The organism is Novosphingobium sp. G106 (genome assembly GCF_019075875.1).
Taxonomy (GTDB): domain Bacteria; phylum Pseudomonadota; class Alphaproteobacteria; order Sphingomonadales; family Sphingomonadaceae; genus Novosphingobium.
In genome coordinates this window covers 1,204,643-1,225,629 of record NZ_JAHOOZ010000001.1, presented here as the reverse complement: position 1 = coordinate 1,225,629, position 20,987 = coordinate 1,204,643, and the positions used below count along the sequence as shown (strand labels likewise).

Below are 20,987 nucleotides of genomic sequence, written 5' to 3'. Positions count from 1 at the left end.
TGTGCAACATTCGTGCGTGATGAATCTCCGCCGCTTCTCCCGCCTCGCCGTTCCCTTCGCGCTGGCCGCGGCGCTGCTCGCGTCGCCCGCCATGGCGCAGACCAGCGAGGACGCCGGCTTTCAGGCCTATCTCCAGCTGCTCTCCGCCCGCGCCCGCGCCGAAGGGGTGAGCGAGGCGACGATTCAGCGAATGACCTATGGGCTGACGCTCAATCCGCGCGTCGTGCAGCTCGATCGGGCACAGCCGGGCGGGCCGCCTTCGTCGACGCCGTCGCCCTTCGCGCCCTATCGCCGCCAGCACGTCGATGCAGGCCGCATCGCCCAGGGCCGCGACATGATGCAACAGGTTGCGGGACTCCTGCCGCGGATCGAGGCGACCTATGGCGTGCCCGGCAAGATCCTGCTGTCGATCTGGGGGCACGAGACGCATTACGGCGGCTACACCGGTGACTTCGACCTCGCGCGCTCGCTGGCGACGCTGGCCTACGAAGGCCGCCGCCGCGACCTGTTCGCCGGCGAATTCATCGCCGTGCTCAAGATGGCCGACCGCGGCGTACCGCGCGAGCGGCTCAAGGGAAGCTGGGCAGGGGCCTTCGGCAATCCGCAGTTCCTCCCCAGCGTCTATCTGACCACCGCGGTCGATGGCGACGGCGATGGCGACCGCGACATCTGGTACAGCCGCGCCGATACGCTCGCTTCGATCGCCAACTATTTCCGCAAGGCGGGCTGGCGCACTGGCGATCCCTGGGGGGTGAGCGCCGCCGTGCCCGCCGGGTTCGACTGGTCGCAGGTCCGCAACCGCATGGTCTCGCCGACCTGCCCGGCGGTTTATGCCCGCCATTCGGCCTGGAAGACCGTATCCGAATGGCGGCGGTTGGGGGTGACGCCGCTCGCCGGCATCCGCGACGATACCCTGGCGGCGCTGTTCCAGCCCGACGGCGCCGGCACGCCGGCTTACCTATTAACCGGGAATTATAGGGTTATCCTGCAATACAACTGCTCGAACTACTACGCTTTGTCGGTGGGGTTGCTTGCAGATGAGATTGCCCGTTAACCATGCGCTTTCGCTCGTCCTGATCGCGGCTATCGCCGGCGGTGGAGTGGAAGCCTGGGCCAAGGACCGTCCTGCAGCCCCCGTTCCCGCCAATGGTCCCGCCGCGGACTATCCGGTCGTGGTCGGCCCCGCATTCCAGGTCGGCAGCACTACCTATACCCCTGAGGACCGGCTCAACTACGACGCCGTGGGTTATGCGGATATTAGCCAGGGCGGCGGCATGACGGTCTCCGCCGCGCACAAGACGCTGCCGCTGCCGAGCTATGCCGAGGTCACTGCGCTGACCAGCGGCAAGACCATCCTCGTGCGCGTCGAGCGCCGCGGGCCGATGAACGATCAGCTTATTGAGCTGTCGCCTGGCGCCGCCGCGCAGCTCGGCATTGCCGGTGAGACTAAGCCCGCGGTGCGCGTGCGCCGTGTCAATCCGCCCGAGCAGGAACGCGCGATGCTGCGTGCCGGCGGTCGTGCGCCCGAGCGTATGGAGACACCCAAGGGCCTGCTCGACGCGCTCAACCGCAAGCTCAGCAGCGGCACGGCGGTGCTTTCGCCCAAGCCGGTCGCGCTGCCAGGCGCGGCTCCGACGACGGCAGCGATCCCAAGCCCGGTCGCCAGTACTGCTGCTGCGCCGAAGCCCGTGCCAACCGCGAAGCCCGGGGCCGCCCCAGCCCAGACATCTGCGCCGCATCCGACCGTAACGCCGGGACCGAAGCCTACTCCAGCAGCGAAACCCGCCGCTGCACCCGCACCGCATTCGGTCGCCACCCCCGCGCCAAAACCGGCTCCCATGCCGAAGTCTGCCGCAGCGCCAGCCCCGCTAGCCACGCCGCGCCCCGCCGCAGCACCTGCGGCCCACGCGGCCGCGCAAGGTTCGCTGGTCGTCCAGGTCGCCGCCTTCTCGGTCCAGGCCAGCGCCAATTCGGTCGCGAGCAAGCTCGGCGGCCAAGCCAGTGCCGCCGGCCGGCTCTGGCGGGTCCGCCTCGGGCCCTTCGCGACCCGTGCAGAAGCCGAGGCCGCGCTGGCGAAGGCCAAGGGCGCAGGCTATAGCGACGCACGAATCCAGCGCGCCGACTGACTGAAATCGCCCCGCGCGGGAGGACATCCACCCGCGGCGGGAGCGTACCACTTGCGACCTATACCGGCAGTCCTCTCCCTCCTGGCGCTGATCGCCGGGCCAGTCACTGCCGGCACACCCGCACCGCCCGTCGAAATGGCCAATGTTCCGGTCGGCCTGCTGATCGACGTAAACTCGGGCAGGACGCTCTATGCGCGCGCGCCCGACCGGCGCTTTCTGCCCGCATCGACGACCAAGGTGATGACTGCCTATGTCGCCTTTGAAGAAATAGCCAAGGGCCGGCTAGCCATGACCCAACCGTTCACCGTCAAGGATGAGACCGCTCGCCTTTGGAACGGGCGCGGTACCAGCCTCTACCTGACCGGCGGCACGGTAATCGATGCCGATACGCTGCTGCACGGCATTGCCACGGTTTCGGCCAACGACGCTTCGGTGGTGCTGGCCGAAAGCTATGCGGCCGACGCCGCGCGCTGGTGTGCACTGATGAACACCCAGGCGCAGCAGCTCGGCATGACGAACAGCCATTTCGCCACGCCTAACGGCTGGCCCGATCAGGGCGCGACCTATGTGACCGCGCGCGACCTCGTCACGCTGGGCGAAGCGCTGGTCACCCGCCATCCACAGCTCTACCGCCGCTATTTCGGCCAGAAGCGCATGACCTGGAACGGCGTCACTCAAGAAAGCCACGATCCCACCGTCGGCGTGGTGCGCGGGGCCGACGGGATCAAGACCGGGCACACCAGCGAAGCGGGGTACAACTTCCTCGGCTCGGCCGAGCGAGACGGACGGCGGCTGATGATGGTCGTCGCCGGTGCGCACAGCGAGGCCGAGCGCGCCGCTGCCTCGCGCGCTTTGCTTGAGTGGGGTTTCGCCGAATGGCAGGCGCGGCCGCTGTTCGCCTCAAACAAAACCGTGGCGCAAGCCCGTGTCCAAGGTGGCGATGCACGGCAAGTCGCGCTTGTCGCCGATCGCGTCGTCGCTGCGGTACTGCCCAAGGGCGAGACCGGGCCGATCACGCTCAAGGTGACCTACGATGGTCCGCTGGTCGCGCCGATCGCCAAGGGCGCCAAGGTTGCCGAGCTCGAAATCCACGCGGGCGAGGGACCTCCAAGCCGCTTGCCGCTATTCGCCGGCGCGGCTGTCGGCAAGGCCGGCCCCATTGACCGGCTGATCAACGGTGTTGCAGGGTTGTTCTCATGATGCAGGGACGTTTCATCGCGCTCGAAGCAGGAGTTATCTCCCCCCGAGGGCAGTCTCATTTCTCCCGGTACCTCGACGGATCGGCCCTACTATCAGTCACGAGACTCCCTAGCGTCTCATTTGAGAAGGTTCAGTGATGTCGGTTAGACCTCGTGCGACTGGGTTCTTCGCATCGGTCGAGGGCGTCGACGGGTGCGGCAAGACCGGTGTCGTGCAATATCTTCGCGAGGAGCTCACGAAGTCCGGACTCGACTTGGTCACGACGCGGGAGCCCGGCGGCACAGCCCAAGGCGAAGCTCTGAGGGGGGCTGTTGCTTGCGGGTACCGATAATGCCTGGGACCCCGGTTCCGAACTTCTGCTGATGACAGCAGCGCGTGTCGAACACGTCCGGCGCGTTATCGGTCCAGCACTGTCGGATGGAAAGATCGTCGTGTCCGATCGCTTCATCGGATCGACAATAGCCTATCAGGGCGCAGGCCGGGGCATGTCAGAAGAATTCATTCGCAGTTTGCACGAACAGGTTGTCGGCCCGTTGTGGCCCGATCTCACCATCATCCTTGATCTCGACGTCGAGGTTGGATTGGAGCGCAGCCGTCGGCGACTTCAGTCGAGCAACACTGATGAGGGCCGGTTCGAAACCCTGGACCTCGATTTTCACCAGCGGATCAGAAGATCTTACCTAGATCAGGCCGCGCGCGATCCTGAGCGCCATGCGGTCATCGACGCCGCCGGGACGTCCGAGGAAACCAAGCTCAAGGTACTGGAGGCAATGCGTCTGCGCCTCATATAGCGTGGCTACCGCGGGTGTCGCCGATGGTCTGACAGACGCCCGCCCCATCATCGAACGTCATCGTGCCGGAGCTGAAAAGCGAGGCTTGCAGACCGCTTCGGCCGAGATGACGGTATTCCATGGTCGGATTACTTTCGTGCTTCGCCTTGTAGCAAGGCGTAGTTGGCGGCGGCAAACCCCCATGTGAACGCCGGGCGGCAGCGTCATCTGGCAGCGTCATCTGATTGCCGACCATTCTCCTCCATCGTCGTCATGGCGGCGCCGATACGGATCATTTCCCCGTTCATGTCGCCCGTATCCCCTGGCGCCGCCAAGCTCAGGTCGCTGCGGGTCTTGGGCGTCGAAACCGGACGTGGTCCCGGCCATCAGAACGGCTTCCATGATCCGCCGACATCGGCCTCCGGCTTTATCCCGAAGCTGTTGGTGACCATCGCCATCAGCGAGTAATTCGCTACCACGAATACGACATCGATCATCTGCTCGGTCGAATAGCGGTCAGTGAGTGCCTGCCAGGTCGCGTCGGACATCGCGTGATCGGCGACCAGTTCGTTCACCGCGCGGATCAGTGCCTGCTCGAACGGGGTGAGGATCGCACCGTCCTGCTGGGCGCTCTCCATTTCCGCGTCGGTCAGCCCCAGCGTGCGGCCGATGTGGATATGATGCGCAGCCTCATAGCGTTCGCCGCAGAGTTCGCTGGTCCGGATGATCAGGATCTCGCGATCCCGCCCGGGCAAGGTCGAACCGAAGACGAGCTGTTCAGCGAAAGGTATCCAGCTGCCGTAGAGCTTGGGATGGCGAACCAATGTGCGGACGAAGTTCAGCTCGCTCCGCTGGCTTCCGCGCCCGCCGCCGAGTTCGGCCTGCTCATCGGTGAACTCCGCGACGGGAAGCGGCGGGATGCGGGGAATATCCGACATCGCGATCAGACCGCGAATGCCGGCATGACCTTGCTGGCGAACAGCTCGGCATGTTCGGCCAGAAGCTTCAGCGGGAAGCCGGTCGGCGCCTGCATAACGAACGCCTCGATCGGTGCCGCTTCCTGACGCGACTTGATATAGGCGATTGCCTCGTCGGGGGTGAGCACCTTCATGACGCCGGCTTTCTTGAATTCGTCGAGGCTCATCTCGGTATAGACGCTCCACTCGGCGCCTTCCTGCCACTTCGCGTAAGTGTTGATCTGATAGTAGGCGTGCGGCGCCATGTCGTTGATGGTCTTTTCGGGATCTTCGCTGACCATCATCCACATGTCGGAATAGGACATCGAAATGATCCGGCCGTCTTTTTCCTGCTTGCCGGCGGCCTTCAGCGCTTCAACATACTGAGGCCAGAATTCTACCGGACCGATGAACCCATCGCCGAATTCGGCTGCACGCTTGAAGCCGGCCGGCGCCACGCCGCCCACGAACATCGGGATACCACCCTCCTGGCAGGGCAGCGGCGTACAGCGGGCACCCTTCAGCTGGAAGAACTCTCCAGCGTAGTCGAGCGTCTCGCCCTGCCACAGCCGCCTGACGATCTCGATGATCTCGTTCGACAGCTTGCCGCGCTTCTTCGCGGGCAGGCCATAGGCTTCCGCTTCGAAACCGAGATAGCCGATGCCCATGCCGAATTCGGCTCGGCCGTTCGAGAGGATGTCGAGGACTGCCATATCCTCGGCGAGCCGCACGGGATGATAGTGCGGCAAGAGACCAACGCCTTGCGAGATGCGGACCTTCTTGGTGCGCGTGGCGACGCCGGCGCCGAAAACGAGCGGAGATGGCAAGTAACCGTCGTCGATGCCGTGATGTTCGGCGAGCCAGACGCCGCCAAACCCCAGGTTCTCGATATGCTCGATGAACTCGAGCGTCTCGGCGTAGAAATCGGGCCAGGGCCTGAACCAGTCCGGCGCGTTGCGCATGTCGAAGCCGTAACCGAAGCGGATGGGGGAAGGCATCTCGGAATCTCCTTGTGGGATCAGGTCAATGGGCAGAGCGGCGGAAAAGGGCAGCGGGCTTGAGCGTGAGGCACAGCCAGACCGAGCGGCCGCGCTGCGCCGAACAAAGCGACTCGTCGTGCCCGGCAGGGCCGGTCACGGGCCCGCCGGTGACATCTCCACCGAAGAAGATGCCGTTGGTGGCATTGAACGTCACGCAGTTTTCCAAGGTGAGCTTGTTGCTGAGATTGTCGCCGATCAGGGCCAGTTCCCAGGCATCCCTCTCGTCTTTCAACGCTATGCTGGCGTTGCTGCGCACGAAGCCTTTCTGGAGGCTGTCACCGTTCAAGATCAGATTGGTGTAGAATTTCGAGGAATAGAGATTCGTTGAACTGAGCGTCAGCCGCATACCCTTGCCCACCGGTAGTTCGTAATCGAATCCGAAATTGGCGGACCAGTCGGGCGAGCGCACCAGCCGGCCGCCAGAAAGGTTCTGGCCCGTGAAAAGCCCGGTCGCGGGGTTGAAAACCTGGTTACAACCCTCGCCAATGGTCTGTCCGCCGAAACACGGGGCATTGGTGAACGTGCGGTATCGGGCGTGATTCCAGTTGGCCCCCGCTCGCAAGGTCAGCCCATCGATCGCGCGGGGGCGAAGCGCAGCATCGAAGTCCACACCATAGACGAGTGCCGAGGCCGCGTTCAGCGTGCGGATCGCCAGGACGCCAGCGCTGTTCTCAGCCGCGCCGACTTGCAGATTGCTATAGAGATAGCGGTAGCCCGCGAGGTCGAGCGTGAGCTGGCGGTCCATCAGGCGGGTCTTGATACCGCCTTCTAAGCCCTGGACCTTCTCGTCGCCGAACGAATTGTTCGCCCCGGGTGCGAAGATCAGCGTCACATCGTACGATCCCGACTTGTAGGCCAGCTTGTAGGAGGCAAACAGCGTCAGGTCGTCGTTGGGCTTGTACGTGATCGTCGCTTCCGGACTGAAATGGCTCGACGCCAGCTTGCCGACCGCGAGCGGCGTGATGACGGGTGCACTGGTGATCAAGTCGGTCTGGCGATCGCGACGCGTCTCGTGAGTCCAGCGCCCGCCACCCGCCAACTCGATTTGCGGGACGGGGCGCCAAAGCAACTGCCCGAAGGCCGAAATCGATTCGATGTCGAGGTGGTGGTTGCCCGCTTGGAGCACTGGCGGCAGCTGTAGTGCCGTATTGCCGAGCAAGTTTATATAATTGTCGAGATTACCGCTCTGGTAATAGCCGCCGAGGATGAAGTTGAGCGCGCTGCCCGGGAAACTCGACGCCAGCCGAAGTTCCTGCGTGAAATCGTCGCGATGGAAACGGCTATCGGGCGCCAGTGTCGTGGTCGTGGCGACCATGCCGTTCAGCAGCGTCGACTGGTCGACATCGTAATAGCCGGTGACCGACGTCAGCGCGAGTTGATCGATCACGTTCCAGTTCAGTTCGAGCGAACCGAAATGCTGGTTCAGTCGCTGAAAGGGCACGCCCCCGTTGCGCACGCCGATGAACGCTTTCGGGTCGAGGTCGGTGACGTGCGCATAGCGGTCGAGTTTGCAATCTTCACCGTTGCCGAGGAACGGGATGCCCGAAAGCGAGGCCGTGCCTTCCGGACAGCCCGTGAATTGATCGACGCCGCCGCCGTCGCCGTTGACCCTGTCGCGCGAGAAGTTGAGCTTGAGCCGCGCGCTGAATGTATCGGTCGGCTTCCACAGCGCAGTCCCGCGGATCAGGAGGTTTTTTGAGGACGAATAGTTCCGATATTTCGGATTGAGCCCGCCAAAGCCCGGCGTCGCGATACCGACATTGCGAAAGTAGCCGTCGGAATCGGCGTATGATCCGGCCAGTCGCAGGCCAAGCGTGTTCGATACAGGCCCGGACAGGATGAGGTCCTGTTTGATCTCGTGGGCTTGGAACTCGTATCCGGTGCGCGACACGATCTCCAACTCGTCGCCGGGATCGGCGGTGCGCAGCGCGATGACGCCGGCGGTGCTGGCCTTGCCATAAAACAGCGCCTGGGGGCCTTTGAGGATCTCTGCCTGGGCAAGGTCGAACATGCCCATCTTGTAGGCGAGACCCTGGCTCATCTGGATGCCGTCGATCGTCAGGGTCGCCGACTGGTCGATGGCCGAATTCTGCGTGCTGGTGCCGACACCGCGGATGGAGACCTGGACGCCGTAGGAACCGGTTCCCGTGGCGATCTGGAATCCCGTAACCTGATTGGCAATGTCGTAGAGGTCGCTGGTGCCGAAGCGTTCGAGCCGGTCCTGCGGCAGGGCGCTGACGATGACCGGGGCTTGCAGGATCGTCTCATCGCGCTTGCGCGCTGTGACGATGATATCCCCGTCCTGCGCCCAGGCCGGGGCAGAAAAGCCAGCAAGCGCGAGGGCACCGACCGATGCCTGCAGATAGATTGGAATTCTCATGGCTTTCTCCCCCGCTATGCCGATGGGGCCGCAGCTCCGCGGCTCTTCTGTCGATCGGCAGATGGCAAAGGTCGGCGTGAAAATCCCAGCAGCGCGCGCCCATTGCTCAACACTGCGCGCCCGTTGCGGCGGCGGATGCTGAGTTATCGGCGCAAGATGCCGAGAGGCGAAAGCCGGAAGATAGTAGCCGTCACGAAAGACCTAGGAGAGTTGCAATGATCGAGGCCCTGACAGGCAAGAGCCTGATCGACCTTGCCATCCAATCGCACCCCCACGCCTTCTATGGCTTGGTGCGCGACAATGACCCGGTGCATTTCGACGAGCAGCTTGGGATGTATCTCGTCTCGCGCTACGAGGATCTGCAGGTGGTGCTGCGCGATGCGATCACCTTTTCGCAGGAGCGCGGCTGGAACAAGCAGTTCGCACACGGCTTCTTCGACGAGTTCAAGGCCATTCTGGAGCGCGATGGCGGCGGCTATTTCCCCGACGTCATCCTTCAGGACCCGCCCAAGCACACCCGCATCCGCAAGCTGCTGGAGAAGGCTTTCACCGCGCACCGGATGAAGACGCTGGAGCCTAATGTCGGCAAGATCGTCGCCAATTTGCTGGACGCCCTGGCCGGCCGCGACCAGATCGACGGCATCAGCGATATAGCAACGCCGATGACGATCGGCTTCATGTGCGAGCAGCTCGGATTCGAACATGCCGACGCGGGCAAGATCAAGCAGTGGTCCGATGCCTATGTCGCCCAGGTCGGGCGTATGCAGGATCGCGAGCAGATGCTGGAGAACGCAGAACTGATCTGCGAGCTGCAGAACTACGTGATCGACCGTGTCCGCGAGCGACAGGCTCAGCCGCGAGAGGACATGGTGTCCGACCTTGTGACTGCGCGGCTGGACGACGATGACCAGCCGGCGCTGACTTTCGCCGAAATCGTTGCCCTGACGCGGGCACTGCTGGTTGGCGGCAACGACACGACCTCTACCGGTCTGTCCAACCTGCTGTACACCATTGCCACGCGGCCTGACCTCGCCGACGAACTTTACGAGAACATCGACAACGATCGTTTCGTCACGCGCTTCGTGGAGGAGAGCTTACGGATCGAGCCGCCGGTGCGGGGATTATCGCGCGTGACGACCAAGGAGGTCGAACTGGGCGGCAAGATCATCCCAGAGGACTCCCACCTTCTGATCCTCTTCGCTTCGGGGAATGACGATTCCGCGGTGTTCGACAACCCGCGCGACTTCGATCCCTCTCGCAAGAATCTGGCCCGGCACCTGTCCTTCGGCGCGGGCACGCATCTGTGCGTTGCTATGGCGCTGGCGCGGATGGAGGCCAAGATTGCGATCCGAGAGATCGTGAAGCGCTTCAAGAACATCGAATTGGCCGTTCCCGCCGAGGAACTTCTCTTCGTACCGACCATCGCCAATTTCTCGCGCATAAACCTGCCACTCAAGGTGGTACAGCGCTGATGCGTTATCCTGCGTTGTGGGCAGCTATCGTACTCGCCGTCTCCGCCTGTGCAGGGCCGGCGACGGACAGCGCCTCCGGCACCGCCGAAAACTGGTCGAATACCGGCGGCGGAGCCGACGAAAGCGGGTACAGTCGGCTTGAATCGATCGATACCAGTAATGTCGGCCGGCTGGGGCTGGCCTGGTCGCTTGATCTCGACGGCGAGCAGATTCTCGAAGCGACGCCCCTGGCCGTCGATGGCGTGCTCTACTTCACCGGCAGCTATTCCACAGTCTACGCAGTCGACGGCGTGACGGGCAAGCTTCTGTGGAAACACGATCCTGAGGTAATGAAGCATAATCCCCTGAAAGTGCGCTTCACCTTGCCGGTCAATCGGGGCGCGGCCTATGACGATGGGCGGGTGTTCGTCGGCACGATCGACGGCAGGCTGATCGCGCTCGATGCCAAGACCGGCAACGAGATATGGAGCGCGCAGACGGTCCCGATGGATTCGCCCCAGACCATTACCGGCGCGCCGCGCACGTTCCGCGGCAAGGTAATCATCGGCCATGCCGGAGGCGACTTTGGTTCGCGCGGCTATGTGACGGCCTATGACCAGAAGACCGGCAAGCAAGTCTGGCGCTTCTACACCGTCCCCGGCAGCCCCGAGCAGAACAAGGGCGACCCCGCGATGGAGGCTGCAGCCAAGACCTGGACCGGCGAATACTGGAAGACCGGCACCGGCGGCACCGTCTGGAACGGAATGACCTTCGATCCCGAGATGAACCGCATCTACATCGGCACTGGAAATTCCGGTCCCTACGATCCCGCGGTGCGCAGCCCCGGCGGCGGCGACAATCTTTACCTCGCCTCGATCGTCGCGCTCGATGCCGACACCGGCAAGTACATCTGGCACTATCAGGTGAACCCGCGCGAGGCGTGGGACTACAAGGCGACGATGAACATCATCGCTGCGACGCTGACGATCGATGGCAAGCCGACCAAGGTGCTGATGCAGGCGCCGACCAACGGCTTCTTCTATGTACTCAATCGCGAGACGGGGAAGCTGATCTCGGCTGAGAAGCTGGGCAAGGTTACTTGGGCCGATCACATCGACCTCAAGACAGGCCGCCCCGTCGAGGCGCCGAACATCCGCTACGAAACCGGACACACCGACATCTGGCCGAGCAACATGGGCGCCCACAACTGGCAGGCCATGTCGTTCAGTCCGAAGACCGGGCTCGTCTACATCCCGACGATGCAGCTCGGCGAATTCATCGACAAGGACAAATCCACAGGCGGTGCGGGCAAGGCCGCCTTCGCCATGCTCAGCTTCGGTCCGCTACGTAACGATCCGCGCGACGGCAAGGGCAAGCTCGTGGCCTGGGATCCGGTCGCGCAGAAGGCTCGCTGGCAAGTGCCGCAGGATTTGTTCTGGAATGGCGGCACCCTGTCGACTGCCGGAAATCTGGTCTTTCAGGGAACTGCGGACGGCTATTTCTCGGCCTACGACGCGGTGGACGGGAAACAGCTGTGGCGCTTCAACGCCGGCCTTGGGATCATCGCTGCGCCGATAAGCTATTCCGTCGGCGGCAAGCAATACGTCTCGGTCCTTGTCGGTTTTGGTGGCGCCTGGGGCGAAGTCGTTTACGCCGGATGGAAATATGGGGCGCAGCCGCGCCGCCTTCTGACATTCGCGCTCGATGGTAGAGCGATGCTGCCGCCGTCCGCCCCGCGCGACATGACGCTGCATCCCGTCGACGATCCCAAACTCAGCCTCGCGCCGGCGGATGTCTCAGCGGGGGCAGGGGTGTTCATGATGCGCTGCGCCGGTTGCCATGGGAAAAATCTGGTCGCCAGCGGCGCACCGGGCCCAGACCTGCGCGAATCGCAGCTCGCCCTTGACCCCAATGCCATCTGGCAAGTGGCGCACGACGGCGCGCTTGCACAACAGGGCATGCCGCCTTTCCCCGAACTCACACGCGAGCAGGTTCGCCAGATTCACGCCTACATCCGGGCGGGAGCTCGCGCAGCCCTGTCGGGGAAGTCAGCCCAGCCCGCGAAAGCAAGCGGACCAATGTAGTGGCTGGAAGCGTCAGTGCATTGCGCGTGAATTGATGCGAAATGCGCGGGGCGTCTGGCCGGTCCAGCGCCGGAACGCACGGCCGAAGCTGCCCTGATCCGAATAGCCGAGATTGAACGCGATATCGTCGATCGAAGCGCGCGATCCGGCCAGCGCGCGTTTCGCCAGCTTTTCCCGTCCCATCTCCAGCAGGATGGTGAACGAAGTATTCTCTCCCGCCAGCTGCTTCTGCAGAGTACGCGAACTCGTTCCAAGTGCGTCGGCGCAACGTTCGACCGTGCAGACTCCGGAGGCGAGGGTCGTCTCGATGAAGAAAGCGACATCGTTCGCCACCGCCCCCGACGGCGCTTCGCCCATTCGCTTCAAACAGCGCGTCATCATCGAATACATGAGCGAGTTGCGCGACGGGTTGGACTGATCGAGCAGGTCGCTGGCGAAAGCGATCGCGTTGAATTCGGAACGGCGTAGCAGGGCGCACCCCGCTAGCTCCGCGACTTCCTGCCGCAGCGCCGGATGCGGGTCGAAACACAGATTGACGTGAAGCGGTTTGAAGCCAGTGCCTCCCAGCATCTTCAGCGTCTTCAGTATGAGCAGCATTCCCTGGAAGTGTGCCTGCTCGCAGCCGCCGCCCAGCTGAGAGTTCCAGCGGAATTCCGCTACGTCGCGTCCCGCGACCAGCACCATCTCGCCTTCCGGCGAATTCACCACCGGCGAGAATTCCGTGAAACATTCGAGCGCCTGCCCGAAAGTCGGCGCTGTGCGGGCGACAAAGGCGATGCCACCGAAGGCGTCGGGCTGCTGGAGATCTCCGAGATGCAGGCCGAACAGCGGATCGTCGAAGCGAATGCTGCAATCGTCCAGCAGGTTCAGGGCAGCCGTGCAGTCGACGTGGTAGTCGTGAAACTCGAAAGCTTCGGGGTCGATATTGTGCCGCTCCAGGATATCGCGGGAACACCCGCCCTGGCGGCCCACCAGTTCCTTGAAACCGCGCCAATAGCCGGCCTGGATTTTGCCCCGCGCCGGCCGCAGCCCCAGTAGATCGTGATCGAGGATGAATTCGCCGTCCATGCGCCAGCCTCTCTTCCCGCCGTTACCTACGGAGCTTGTTTCGCGCCCAAGCCTCGGCCTGCTACTGCAACTATGCCAAGTCAAGAGATGACAGGTGCAAGCGCGTCTGTCTGGGAGGGCACCGTATTGATTGGTCGCTCTCGCCGAACAAGCCGCAATTCAATGCAACAATTTCTCTCCCAGAAAGCCGTCATCGGTTGGGTTGCGCCCTTACGGCCCATTCCGACGATTTTGGAGATTTATCGGATCTAAGCAGCATTCGGTTGAGCATCGGCAGGAAGCAGGCGACAAGGTTGCGTTTCCGGGCGCAACGGGAGAGGCGAGTGGACGAGATCGACTTTTTCATGGACCTCTCGCTGGTCGAGGATCCCTATCCCTATTTCGAGAATCTCCGCAGGCGCGGAACAGTCGTGCCGCTGCCCGCGCACAATGTCGTGGCGGTCGTCGGTTATGACGAAGCCCTTGCCGTCCATAACAACAATACCACTCTCTCGGCGGTCAATTCTGTCACCGGACCGCTACCGCCTATCCCCTTCGCACCCCATAGTGACGATATTGGCGACCTCATCGAGCAGCACCGGCCGCAAATGCCCTTCGGCGAGGAAGTGCTGACGCTCGATCCGCCGAGGCACGGACCCTTGCGATCGCTAATGATGCGGCTGTTCACGCCGCGCCGGCTCGAGGAAATGGAAGCCTCGATCACGGAACTTGCCGATCAGCTGATCGACGAATTTGCCGCGAGCGGGCACTGCGAGTTCGTCCGGCAGTTCGCCAGTCCCTTTGCGCTCCTGGCGATCGCCGATCTGCTCGGGGTGCCCGAAGAGGACCGCGACGCTTTCCGCAAGAACATGGAAGGGGCACCGGCGCAGATCGGTGCAGGTTCCGAAGCCAGCGTCGTCAATCCAATGGAGTTCCGAGTCGAAACGTTCCTGCGCTACGTCGACGAGCGGCGGCGCGATCCGCGCGGCGACATCATGGGGCAACTTGCCAACGCGACGTTCCCTGACGGTACGACGCCCACGGCGATGGACGTCGTACGCGTCGCGACGTTGTTGTTCGGCGCAGGGCAGGACACCACGGCGACGCTGCTCGGCGCATCGCTGCGGATCATCGCGGAGCAGCCTGAATTGCAGGCTCGCCTGCGCGCCGACCGCTCGCTCATCCCCGAATTCATCGAGGAGGTCCTGCGCCATAGCGGCCCGGTGAAATCGACCTTTCGCCTCGCGCGCAAACTGACCGAGATCGGTGGCGTGAACGTGGCGCCAGGCACAACCGTGATGATCACGACGGCGGCGGTAAATCGCGATCCGCGCAAGTTCGACGGGCCCGCCGAGTTTCGTCTCGGACGGCCGTCGCCCAAGGATCACCTCGCTTTCGGGCGCGGGCCACATACCTGCCCGGGCGCGGCCCTGGCCCGCCTCGAAACGCGTGTCAGTCTAGAGCGCATCCTCGACCGGCTCGGCACCATCGAACTCAACCCCGAACACCACGGTCCAGAAGGCGATCGCCGCTTCTCCTATATGCCGACTTACGTCTTTCGCGCGCTCCAGCAGCTTCACCTGCGCTTTAAGCCGCTCTGAGGGGATCGACCATGGTACTGGATGACGAAATTGCTCGCGCATTCTCGCTGGACGGACGGGTCGCGGTGGTCACTGGGGCCGCTTCGGGCCTAGGACGCGAGGCGGCGCGGCTGTTTGCGCGGGCTGGCGCACATGTGGTCCTCGCCGACCTCGATGCGGCGGGGCTTGAGGAAACCGCCACGCTGGTCCGTCAGGCGGGCCGGGACGTCTTCGTCCACCGTGTCGATGTGGCTGACCGCGACGCTGTAGAAGCGCTGGCGGATGCGGCGCCGCGTCAAGCCGGCAGCGTCGACATCTGGATCAACTCGGCGGGCATCACGCTGTGGGCAGGTGTCACCGAAGCCAGTCGCGAGGCGGCCGAGCGCGTAATCGCGATCAACATGATGGGAACCTATTGGGGCTGTGCCGCGGCCGGCCGCGCTATGCAGGCGCAGGGGCGCGGGGGCACGATCCTCAACGTGTCGTCCACCGCGGGCGACAGCCCGGTCCCGACGCTTTCGGTCTATGGCATGGCAAAGGCGGGAGTGAACCAGCTCACGCGGGTCTGCGCCAAGGAATTCGGCGCATTCGGCGTGCGGGTCAATGCGGTGGTGCCCGGCTGGATCGACACGCCGATCAATACAAGCATGTACCGTGACGAAGCCGGCCGGGTGGATGCCGAGAAGCGGGAAACCGTGCTGACGCAGATGCGCGCCATGTCGCCGCTAGGACTGACCGGCGAGCCCAGCGACATCGGCTTCGCGCTGCTTTACCTCGCGTCGGATGCGAGCAAGTACGTCACGGGACAACTGCTGCGCGTCAGCGGTGGTGTTTGATCGAGAAGAGATGCGGAACGGCTGACACGGCAATTGAGAGTTCCGCAGCGCATTCAGATTGCGTCTCGAGGTCAGCGTTTCTCGTCGACGAGCGCCTGGTAGACCAGCGAGCGCGATATCGCCCGCAGGTCGTCCGCGGGATAGGGCATGCCCATATGCAGAGCGGCCGAAAAGGCGAGTTGGGTCATGCCCAGCACGATCACGTCGTTCTGCGGATCGATCCAGAACCAGGTCCCATGCGCGCCCGTCCAGAAAACACTGCCTTTGCCGATTGTCCCGCCATTGAAGGAGGCGCGCGCCGGATCGAGCACGATGCCGAGATCGACGCCGTAGCCGACCCCTTCGACCTGCTGGGCAAACCTTAGCTTCACGCCCTCGGGCAGCATGTCGCTCATCATCAATCGTACGGACGAAGGCGCGAGGATGCGTTTGCCGTCGAGCTCGCCACCGTTTGCCAGCATGCGCAGCAGGCGCTCATAGTCCTTTGCTGTCGAGTATAGACCGCCCGCACCTGAGAAAAACGCCGGGTTGATAACGTCGGAGGCTGGCATCGATCCCTGGAAGGGCGTGGCCGCGAGCTTCATGGCCTTGTCGTAGCCATAGAGCGTGGCAAGTCGGTCGCGCTTCGAATCGGGGATATGGAAACCCGTGTCGACCATCCCGAGCGGAGCAAAGAGACGGTCCTGAAGAAAGCGGTCGAAAGTCATGCCAGAGATGCGTTCGACCACGAGACCCTGGATATCGTGCTGGATGCCATAGCGGAACTTCGCCCCAGGCTGCGATTCCAGCGGCAATTTGGCGAGCTTGCCAGCCATAGCGTTCAAGGTGCCTTCGTGCAGGCCGGCCTTGGCATAGGTCTCGTCGAGATCGGGAAACGAGGAGTTGAGGGGAAAGCCGCCAGGGAATCCCGCAGTGCTGGTTACGAGTTCGCGCATCGTCGGCGGATGGTCGGGGGCGACGAGACCCGCCGCGGTCTTGACCTTGAGATCGGCGAATTCGGGAACGAACTTTGATATGGGGTCGTCGAGCTGCCACTTGCCTTCCTCGAACAGGATCATCAGTGCGATCCCGGCGATGGGCTTGGTCATCGATGCAATGCGGAAAATCGTGTCGGCCGCGAGCGGCGTGTGCTTCTCGATGGACTGGAACCCGTAACGGCGATCGAAGACGATTTTGCCGTGACGCAGAACCAGAACGCTCACACCGGGATAGCGGCCTTGATCCACTTCGGCCTTCATCGCCGCGTCGAGCCGCTCCAAGCGCTCGGAAGAGAAGCCCAGCGCTTCGGGCTGAGGCCCGCTGGTTGCCTCTTTTGCGCCTGCAATTCCCGTCGACAATGCCATGATCAGTGCCCCCAATCCCACCTTCAATGCCAGACCCATGTCCACCTCCCGTTCGTTCTTATGCCGCATGAGGCTTCGTGCTATTCGGCTTGCGAATCTTTGAACTACTGTGGGTCATAGTTGGATGTCGGGAAGGCTGTCAACGAGCGAGGATCCGCGGGCCTTGCGGAGCCGTGTCGCCTTGAGCGAAGCTTTGTTGGCGCTGCTGGAACGTAAGCCCTTCGAAGCGATTTCGGCGCGTGATCTCACCGCGGAGGCCGGGATCGGTTATTCGACGTTCTTTCGTCAGTACGGCACGAAGGAAGCGCTGCTTGAAGCGATCGCCTCGCAGGAATTGCATGATCTTCTCTCGCTAACCCGGCCCGGAATGGCGGCCGAAGACAGCCTTGGGGCATGCATCGCCCTGTGCCGGCATGTCGATGAGAGTCGTCGTTTGTGGTCGATCCTTCTCGGGGGCGGCGCGGCTCCCGCCATTCGCCGCGAGTTCTTGAAGATTTCGCAGGAACTCGCTGATGTGCATCCTGCCCCGCAAGCCTGGCTGACCGCGGATCTCGGCGTGCGCACGGCGGTGAGCACGATCATCGAGATACTGAGCTGGTGGATCGAGCAGGATCAGCCGCAGCCTGCGGAATGGGTGGCAGAAGCCATCGAACGTCTGGCGCTGAGACCGATCAAGCCCGCGTAATCAATCTGCCGCCTTATCGGACGTAGCCAGGCCGCATGCCCTATGCGCCAAGGGAGCGTGCCGCCTCGACCGCCTTTCGCAGCCACCTGTCTTGCCAGCCGGGTTCGCTCGTGGCGGCGAAGTTGGGGATCTCAAGGCCAATAGGGATGTCGTTTGGCAAGGCGCGAATGAGGTCGGCAAGGGGCAGCTGTCCCTCGCCGGGAAGACACCGGGCGGTCATGGCCTCGGTCATGTATTCAGGTTGCGCGGCCGCCAAGGGGGCGTCGCATAGCTGGACATAACCAATCTTCGCGGGATCGACTGCAGACAGTTGCGCGATGGTGCCGCCGGAACGAAAGAAATGCATGGCGTCGATCATGACGCGAAAATCTCGCCGGCCAACATGCTCGACGACGGCGAGCGCGGACGCCAGGTCGCTGACAGAAAGGCCCGGAACGAATTCAAGATGGACGGCAAGGCCCCGGTCGCCGGCTATTTCGGCCAACACAGCAAACTCGTCGAACGCGCGGGATTCGTCCGGCTCCATCCCCGCCGTGCCGACGGCTAGAGCGCCCATTTCGGCCATCAGGTCCAGATCGCCAGCGAAATTTGTGACCGATGTTCCAGAGCGAACGAGGAAACCTTCGCCCTGCGAGATGCCGACGCCATGCTCCCGCAGCGCGGCGATGAAGGCCCCGCGCAGCCTGGCATCGTCCCGCAAAGACCACTCCGGATAACCGCAATCGATCATCGGCAGGCCCGTCAGGCCGATGGACAGGTTCCGGCAGCCGAGATCGCTGACGAGCGGCACGAATTCCAGCGGCGGCATGCCGAACGTGCTGAGCAGCTCGATGCCGAGACGATTGGCAGCTCCCTTCATTATACCAATCTCACAGCAGTCGTGGGTCAACGACTGAACGCACCGGCGCCTCCGGTCCGGACATCTTCGCCATGGCATCGGCCACGCCGGATATGCCGATCCGTTCGCCCAGCCAGCTGCGTACGTCGATGCGGCCATCAGCGATGGCGCGCATTGCGAGGTCCATGTCCTGCGGCTCCTCCCCACCGGCGAACTGGATGTTGAGGCGCTTGTTCTGGGCAGCGAAGACGAACATCGCCTCCTCCTCCATGCAGTAGCCGCCCATGACGATGCGTCCGTCGAACGGCGCCGCGGCAACGATCCGGCCGAGCATGCCCTTCTGGCCCACGTTCTCGTAGATGAGGTTGACGCGACGGGCGCCGAGATCGGGAAGCGGGCCGTAGGGATCGGTCTCGCGCGGATCGATGGCAATGTCGGCTCCCATGCGGATCGCCAGTTCGCGGCGGCCGGGATGGAAATCGGCGGCGACGATCGGTCCTGCGCCGAGCAGCTTCAATCCGGCGATCACGCCGAGCCCGATCGCGCCGCAACCCAGCACCAGCGGTACGTCGTCCGGCCGCGGATTCCCCCGCCGGGCATGCTCGAGACCGACCGCAAGCGGCTCGATCATCGCGGCGAGATCATCCTCGAGGCTGTCGGAGACTTCGAGCAACATGGTTTCGTCCAGCAGCATCAGTTCGCCAAAGCCACCCGGGCATTCGTGCGAAAAGCCGATGACCTTGTGCGAGCCTTCCGCGCGCATGATCGGCACGGACGTGACCCGGCGCCCGACCTTGACCCGGCGTTCGCTGCCCGGGCCGTAGTCCAGCACTTCCCCGACGTATTCGTGACCCGGCACGAACGGGCGATCGAAATTCAATTGGGCATAGGGCCCGCCAAACTGGCGCGACAGGTCGATCACGTTCTGCCCGGCATGGAGGAAATGCGCCTCCGAAGCACACATGCCGCAGCTATGAGTGCGAACCAGCGCCTGTCCCTTGCTGGGGACTGGGTCGTCGAACGTGCCGGTTTCGACTTTGCCGTTCTGAATATAGGCAGCTTTCATCGCGGAAGATCCTTGAGCTTGGGGATGGCAGTCTTGAGCAGTTCGAGGCTTTTCCAGCCCTCCTCGGGGGGAAAGCCGCCGACTAGCGGTTGAAATCCGAATGTTCCGCGGTCCTCGACCTTGTCGGCGTTGGCGATGAGGTCATCGACCGTCCACACCCCGAACATGCCCGAACGGCGGAGCGCATCGATGTTGTCGAGACCCTTGAACGGCGAATTGGAACCATCGCCTTCCGCCGCCGCCCACTTGGCATATTCCTGCACGACGTGGAGGGCGTGGGGCTCGAGGATCGACCAGGTCCGGTCGGGATCATCCGATAGCATGATGATCCCCGGAAGCTGGTGGCAGGGACGATTGTAGTTTCCCGGCTCCCGCCCCAGCTTGCGGCATTCCTCTTCGTAGATGGGGATGATGTCCGCGCGCATCGGCCCCAGGCCGACGCCGAACTTCGCGGCGCGTTTGGCAGATGCCGGAACCCCACCGCCGACGAAGACAATGTCCTCGGGCTTCTGCACGGGCAGCGGGCGGACGAACACCGGGCGCCCGTTTGCCTCGAAGCGTTCGCCGCGCAGCGCGCGCAGGATTATGTCGATGCCCTCATCGAGCAAGCGTCCGCGATCTTTCAGCGACGTGCCGAACATGGCGAATTCGAAAGGGACATAGCCCGCCCCGAAAATCACCTGGAGCCGTCCGTTCGACATCAGATCGACAAGTGCCATCTGTTCGGCGAGCTTTACCGGATCGTGCAGCGGCAGGATCACCGCGCCAAGGCCGATGGTGCAGCGTTTGGTGCGTGCCGCGACCCCGCCCGCCATGACAAAGGGCTGCGGCAGATAGCCGTCTTCGGAGCCGTGATGCTCCATGAGACCTATGCGATCGACGCCGATCTCGTCGGCAAAGGCCGCCATGTCGAGCGCTTCGGCATAGAGCTTCGCCGTGGGCGTTGCCCAGTCTGGCGAGCGCATATCGAACGATACGGTTGTGTTGATCGGGGTCATTTCAGACTTTCAGCACGCCGTAGCTGGGATCGGTTCGGTCGCGACGCGCCCGATCATGCTCCATCATCGGGGTCACTTCGCGTATCTCGTCCATTTCCATCACTGCGATGCGATGATCGATCGCCCAGCGTCCATTCCGGCGCGACCAGGTGTCGACGTATCGGCTGATCACCGTCATCTGCATCATCCGGCCTTCGCGCGGCATGCGCAGGGTGGCGGTAACATAGGCTTCGCTGCCGGCGCGGTCCCCGTCGAGTTCGATGATGATGTTCGACACCTGGTGCGAATGCTGCTGCAAACCCGCGTGTTGCCGGCATACATTGTCGACAAAGCCACGGCCAGTGCCCTGGAAATTGTGACCGTAGTCAGCCGTGCCATCCTCGTGCCAGATCGAATAGCCCAGTTCGTGATCGACGCGATCCATCGCCCGCAATAGCGGTAGATTTGATCGGTGATGTCCTGTCGATCGGACACTTCCTGCAAGTTTGCCATTCCTATTCCCTTCCGCAAATCGTCCGGTCCCCGATCCGAGCGCGACATTGGCACAAGGATCATGCAAATCACCCTATCTCGCCACTTCAATCTTC

The 20,987-nt window shown here is 63.2% G+C and carries 19 protein-coding genes; 10 read left to right on the top strand and 9 right to left on the bottom strand.

All coding sequences use genetic code 11. The features are described from left to right. Nucleotides 1-19: 19 nt before the first annotated feature. From KRR38_RS05790 to tmk, 5 genes are all read left to right on the top strand, one after another. Nucleotides 20-1,054 (top strand): lytic transglycosylase domain-containing protein, encoded by a 1,035-nt coding sequence (locus KRR38_RS05790; RefSeq protein WP_217407130.1) that lies wholly within the window; start codon nucleotides 20-22, stop codon nucleotides 1,052-1,054. Beyond that, nucleotides 1,038-2,126 carry an SPOR domain-containing protein gene (locus tag KRR38_RS05785; protein WP_217399482.1) on the top strand — a complete coding sequence of 363 codons (1,089 nt, stop codon included), beginning with the start codon at nucleotides 1,038-1,040 and terminating at the stop codon, nucleotides 2,124-2,126. Before KRR38_RS05790 ends, KRR38_RS05785 begins: the two co-directional genes overlap by 17 nt. Nucleotides 2,127-2,177: 51 nt before the next feature. Then, complete coding sequence (locus tag KRR38_RS05780) at nucleotides 2,178-3,326, top strand: D-alanyl-D-alanine carboxypeptidase family protein (protein WP_254514660.1); 1,149 nt, start codon at nucleotides 2,178-2,180, stop codon at nucleotides 3,324-3,326. Between the two features lie 136 nt (nucleotides 3,327-3,462). Next, nucleotides 3,463-3,657: a hypothetical protein gene (locus tag KRR38_RS35850; RefSeq protein ID WP_254514659.1), complete on the top strand. Its 195-nt coding sequence runs from the start codon at nucleotides 3,463-3,465 to the stop codon at nucleotides 3,655-3,657. Then, the gene (gene tmk, locus KRR38_RS05775; protein ID WP_254514658.1) at nucleotides 3,638-4,117 is read left to right on the top strand and encodes a dTMP kinase; all 480 of its coding nucleotides are present in this window, start codon (nucleotides 3,638-3,640) and stop codon (nucleotides 4,115-4,117) included. The genes KRR38_RS35850 and tmk overlap by 20 nt, the downstream gene beginning before the upstream one ends. 365 nt (nucleotides 4,118-4,482) lie before the next feature. On the opposite strand, the gene KRR38_RS05770 is transcribed toward tmk, so the two are convergent. From KRR38_RS05770 to KRR38_RS05760, 3 genes are read right to left on the bottom strand one after another with little or no spacing between them, the layout of a single operon-like run. Beyond that, a complete protein-coding gene (locus KRR38_RS05770) occupies nucleotides 4,483-5,034 on the bottom strand; it encodes a carboxymuconolactone decarboxylase family protein (protein WP_217399480.1) in 552 nt (183 codons plus the stop codon). A 5-nt stretch (nucleotides 5,035-5,039) separates the two neighbouring features. Further along, on the bottom strand, nucleotides 5,040-6,050 hold the full coding sequence (locus tag KRR38_RS05765; protein ID WP_217399478.1) for an LLM class flavin-dependent oxidoreductase: 1,011 nt from the start codon (nucleotides 6,048-6,050) through the stop codon (nucleotides 5,040-5,042). Between the two features lie 25 nt (nucleotides 6,051-6,075). Continuing rightward, a complete protein-coding gene (locus tag KRR38_RS05760) occupies nucleotides 6,076-8,472 on the bottom strand; it encodes a TonB-dependent receptor (protein ID WP_217399476.1) in 2,397 nt (798 codons plus the stop codon). A gap of 215 nt (nucleotides 8,473-8,687) precedes the next feature. Here KRR38_RS05760 and KRR38_RS05755 point away from each other — a divergent pair, with 215 nt between their 5' ends. Then, nucleotides 8,688-9,944 carry a cytochrome P450 gene (locus KRR38_RS05755; RefSeq protein WP_217399472.1) on the top strand — a complete coding sequence of 419 codons (1,257 nt, stop codon included), beginning with the start codon at nucleotides 8,688-8,690 and terminating at the stop codon, nucleotides 9,942-9,944. Beyond that, complete coding sequence (locus KRR38_RS05750) at nucleotides 9,944-12,007, top strand: PQQ-dependent dehydrogenase, methanol/ethanol family (protein ID WP_217399470.1); 2,064 nt, start codon at nucleotides 9,944-9,946, stop codon at nucleotides 12,005-12,007. The genes KRR38_RS05755 and KRR38_RS05750 overlap by 1 nt, the downstream gene beginning before the upstream one ends. 12 nt (nucleotides 12,008-12,019) lie before the next feature. On the opposite strand, the gene KRR38_RS05745 is transcribed toward KRR38_RS05750, so the two are convergent. Continuing rightward, nucleotides 12,020-13,075 (bottom strand): AraC family transcriptional regulator, encoded by a 1,056-nt coding sequence (locus KRR38_RS05745; protein ID WP_217399468.1) that lies wholly within the window; start codon nucleotides 13,073-13,075, stop codon nucleotides 12,020-12,022. 323 nt (nucleotides 13,076-13,398) lie between these two features. Here KRR38_RS05745 and KRR38_RS05740 point away from each other — a divergent pair, with 323 nt between their 5' ends. Together KRR38_RS05740 and KRR38_RS05735 are read left to right on the top strand one after the other, a co-directional pair. Continuing rightward, nucleotides 13,399-14,655 carry a cytochrome P450 gene (locus KRR38_RS05740; protein ID WP_309140981.1) on the top strand — a complete coding sequence of 419 codons (1,257 nt, stop codon included), beginning with the start codon at nucleotides 13,399-13,401 and terminating at the stop codon, nucleotides 14,653-14,655. Between the two features lie 11 nt (nucleotides 14,656-14,666). After that, the gene (locus KRR38_RS05735; protein ID WP_217399466.1) at nucleotides 14,667-15,470 is read left to right on the top strand and encodes an SDR family NAD(P)-dependent oxidoreductase; all 804 of its coding nucleotides are present in this window, start codon (nucleotides 14,667-14,669) and stop codon (nucleotides 15,468-15,470) included. 71 nt (nucleotides 15,471-15,541) lie between these two features. Here the strand turns inward: KRR38_RS05735 and KRR38_RS05730 are convergent, their stop codons facing one another. Further along, the gene (locus KRR38_RS05730; protein WP_217399464.1) at nucleotides 15,542-16,852 is read right to left on the bottom strand and encodes a serine hydrolase; all 1,311 of its coding nucleotides are present in this window, start codon (nucleotides 16,850-16,852) and stop codon (nucleotides 15,542-15,544) included. A 142-nt stretch (nucleotides 16,853-16,994) separates the two neighbouring features. Between KRR38_RS05730 and KRR38_RS05725 the strand changes: the two genes are divergently transcribed. Then, the gene (locus KRR38_RS05725; protein WP_217399462.1) at nucleotides 16,995-17,498 is read left to right on the top strand and encodes a TetR/AcrR family transcriptional regulator; all 504 of its coding nucleotides are present in this window, start codon (nucleotides 16,995-16,997) and stop codon (nucleotides 17,496-17,498) included. Nucleotides 17,499-17,538: 40 nt separating this feature from the next. Here KRR38_RS05725 and KRR38_RS05720 read toward each other — a convergent pair whose 3' ends face one another. The 4 genes from KRR38_RS05720 to KRR38_RS05705 are packed head-to-tail and all read right to left on the bottom strand — an operon-like array spanning nucleotide 17,539 to nucleotide 20,824. Further along, the gene (locus KRR38_RS05720; protein WP_217399460.1) at nucleotides 17,539-18,357 is read right to left on the bottom strand and encodes a sugar phosphate isomerase/epimerase; all 819 of its coding nucleotides are present in this window, start codon (nucleotides 18,355-18,357) and stop codon (nucleotides 17,539-17,541) included. Nucleotides 18,358-18,367: 10 nt separating this feature from the next. Continuing rightward, nucleotides 18,368-19,402, bottom strand: coding sequence for a zinc-binding dehydrogenase (locus KRR38_RS05715; protein WP_217399458.1), 1,035 nt, complete (start codon nucleotides 19,400-19,402; stop codon nucleotides 18,368-18,370). Continuing rightward, on the bottom strand, nucleotides 19,399-20,400 hold the full coding sequence (locus tag KRR38_RS05710; protein WP_217399456.1) for an LLM class flavin-dependent oxidoreductase: 1,002 nt from the start codon (nucleotides 20,398-20,400) through the stop codon (nucleotides 19,399-19,401). Before KRR38_RS05710 ends, KRR38_RS05715 begins: the two co-directional genes overlap by 4 nt. A gap of 1 nt (nucleotide 20,401) precedes the next feature. Beyond that, nucleotides 20,402-20,824 carry a nuclear transport factor 2 family protein gene (locus tag KRR38_RS05705; RefSeq protein WP_254514657.1) on the bottom strand — a complete coding sequence of 141 codons (423 nt, stop codon included), beginning with the start codon at nucleotides 20,822-20,824 and terminating at the stop codon, nucleotides 20,402-20,404. Between the last annotated feature and the right edge of the window lie 163 nt (nucleotides 20,825-20,987).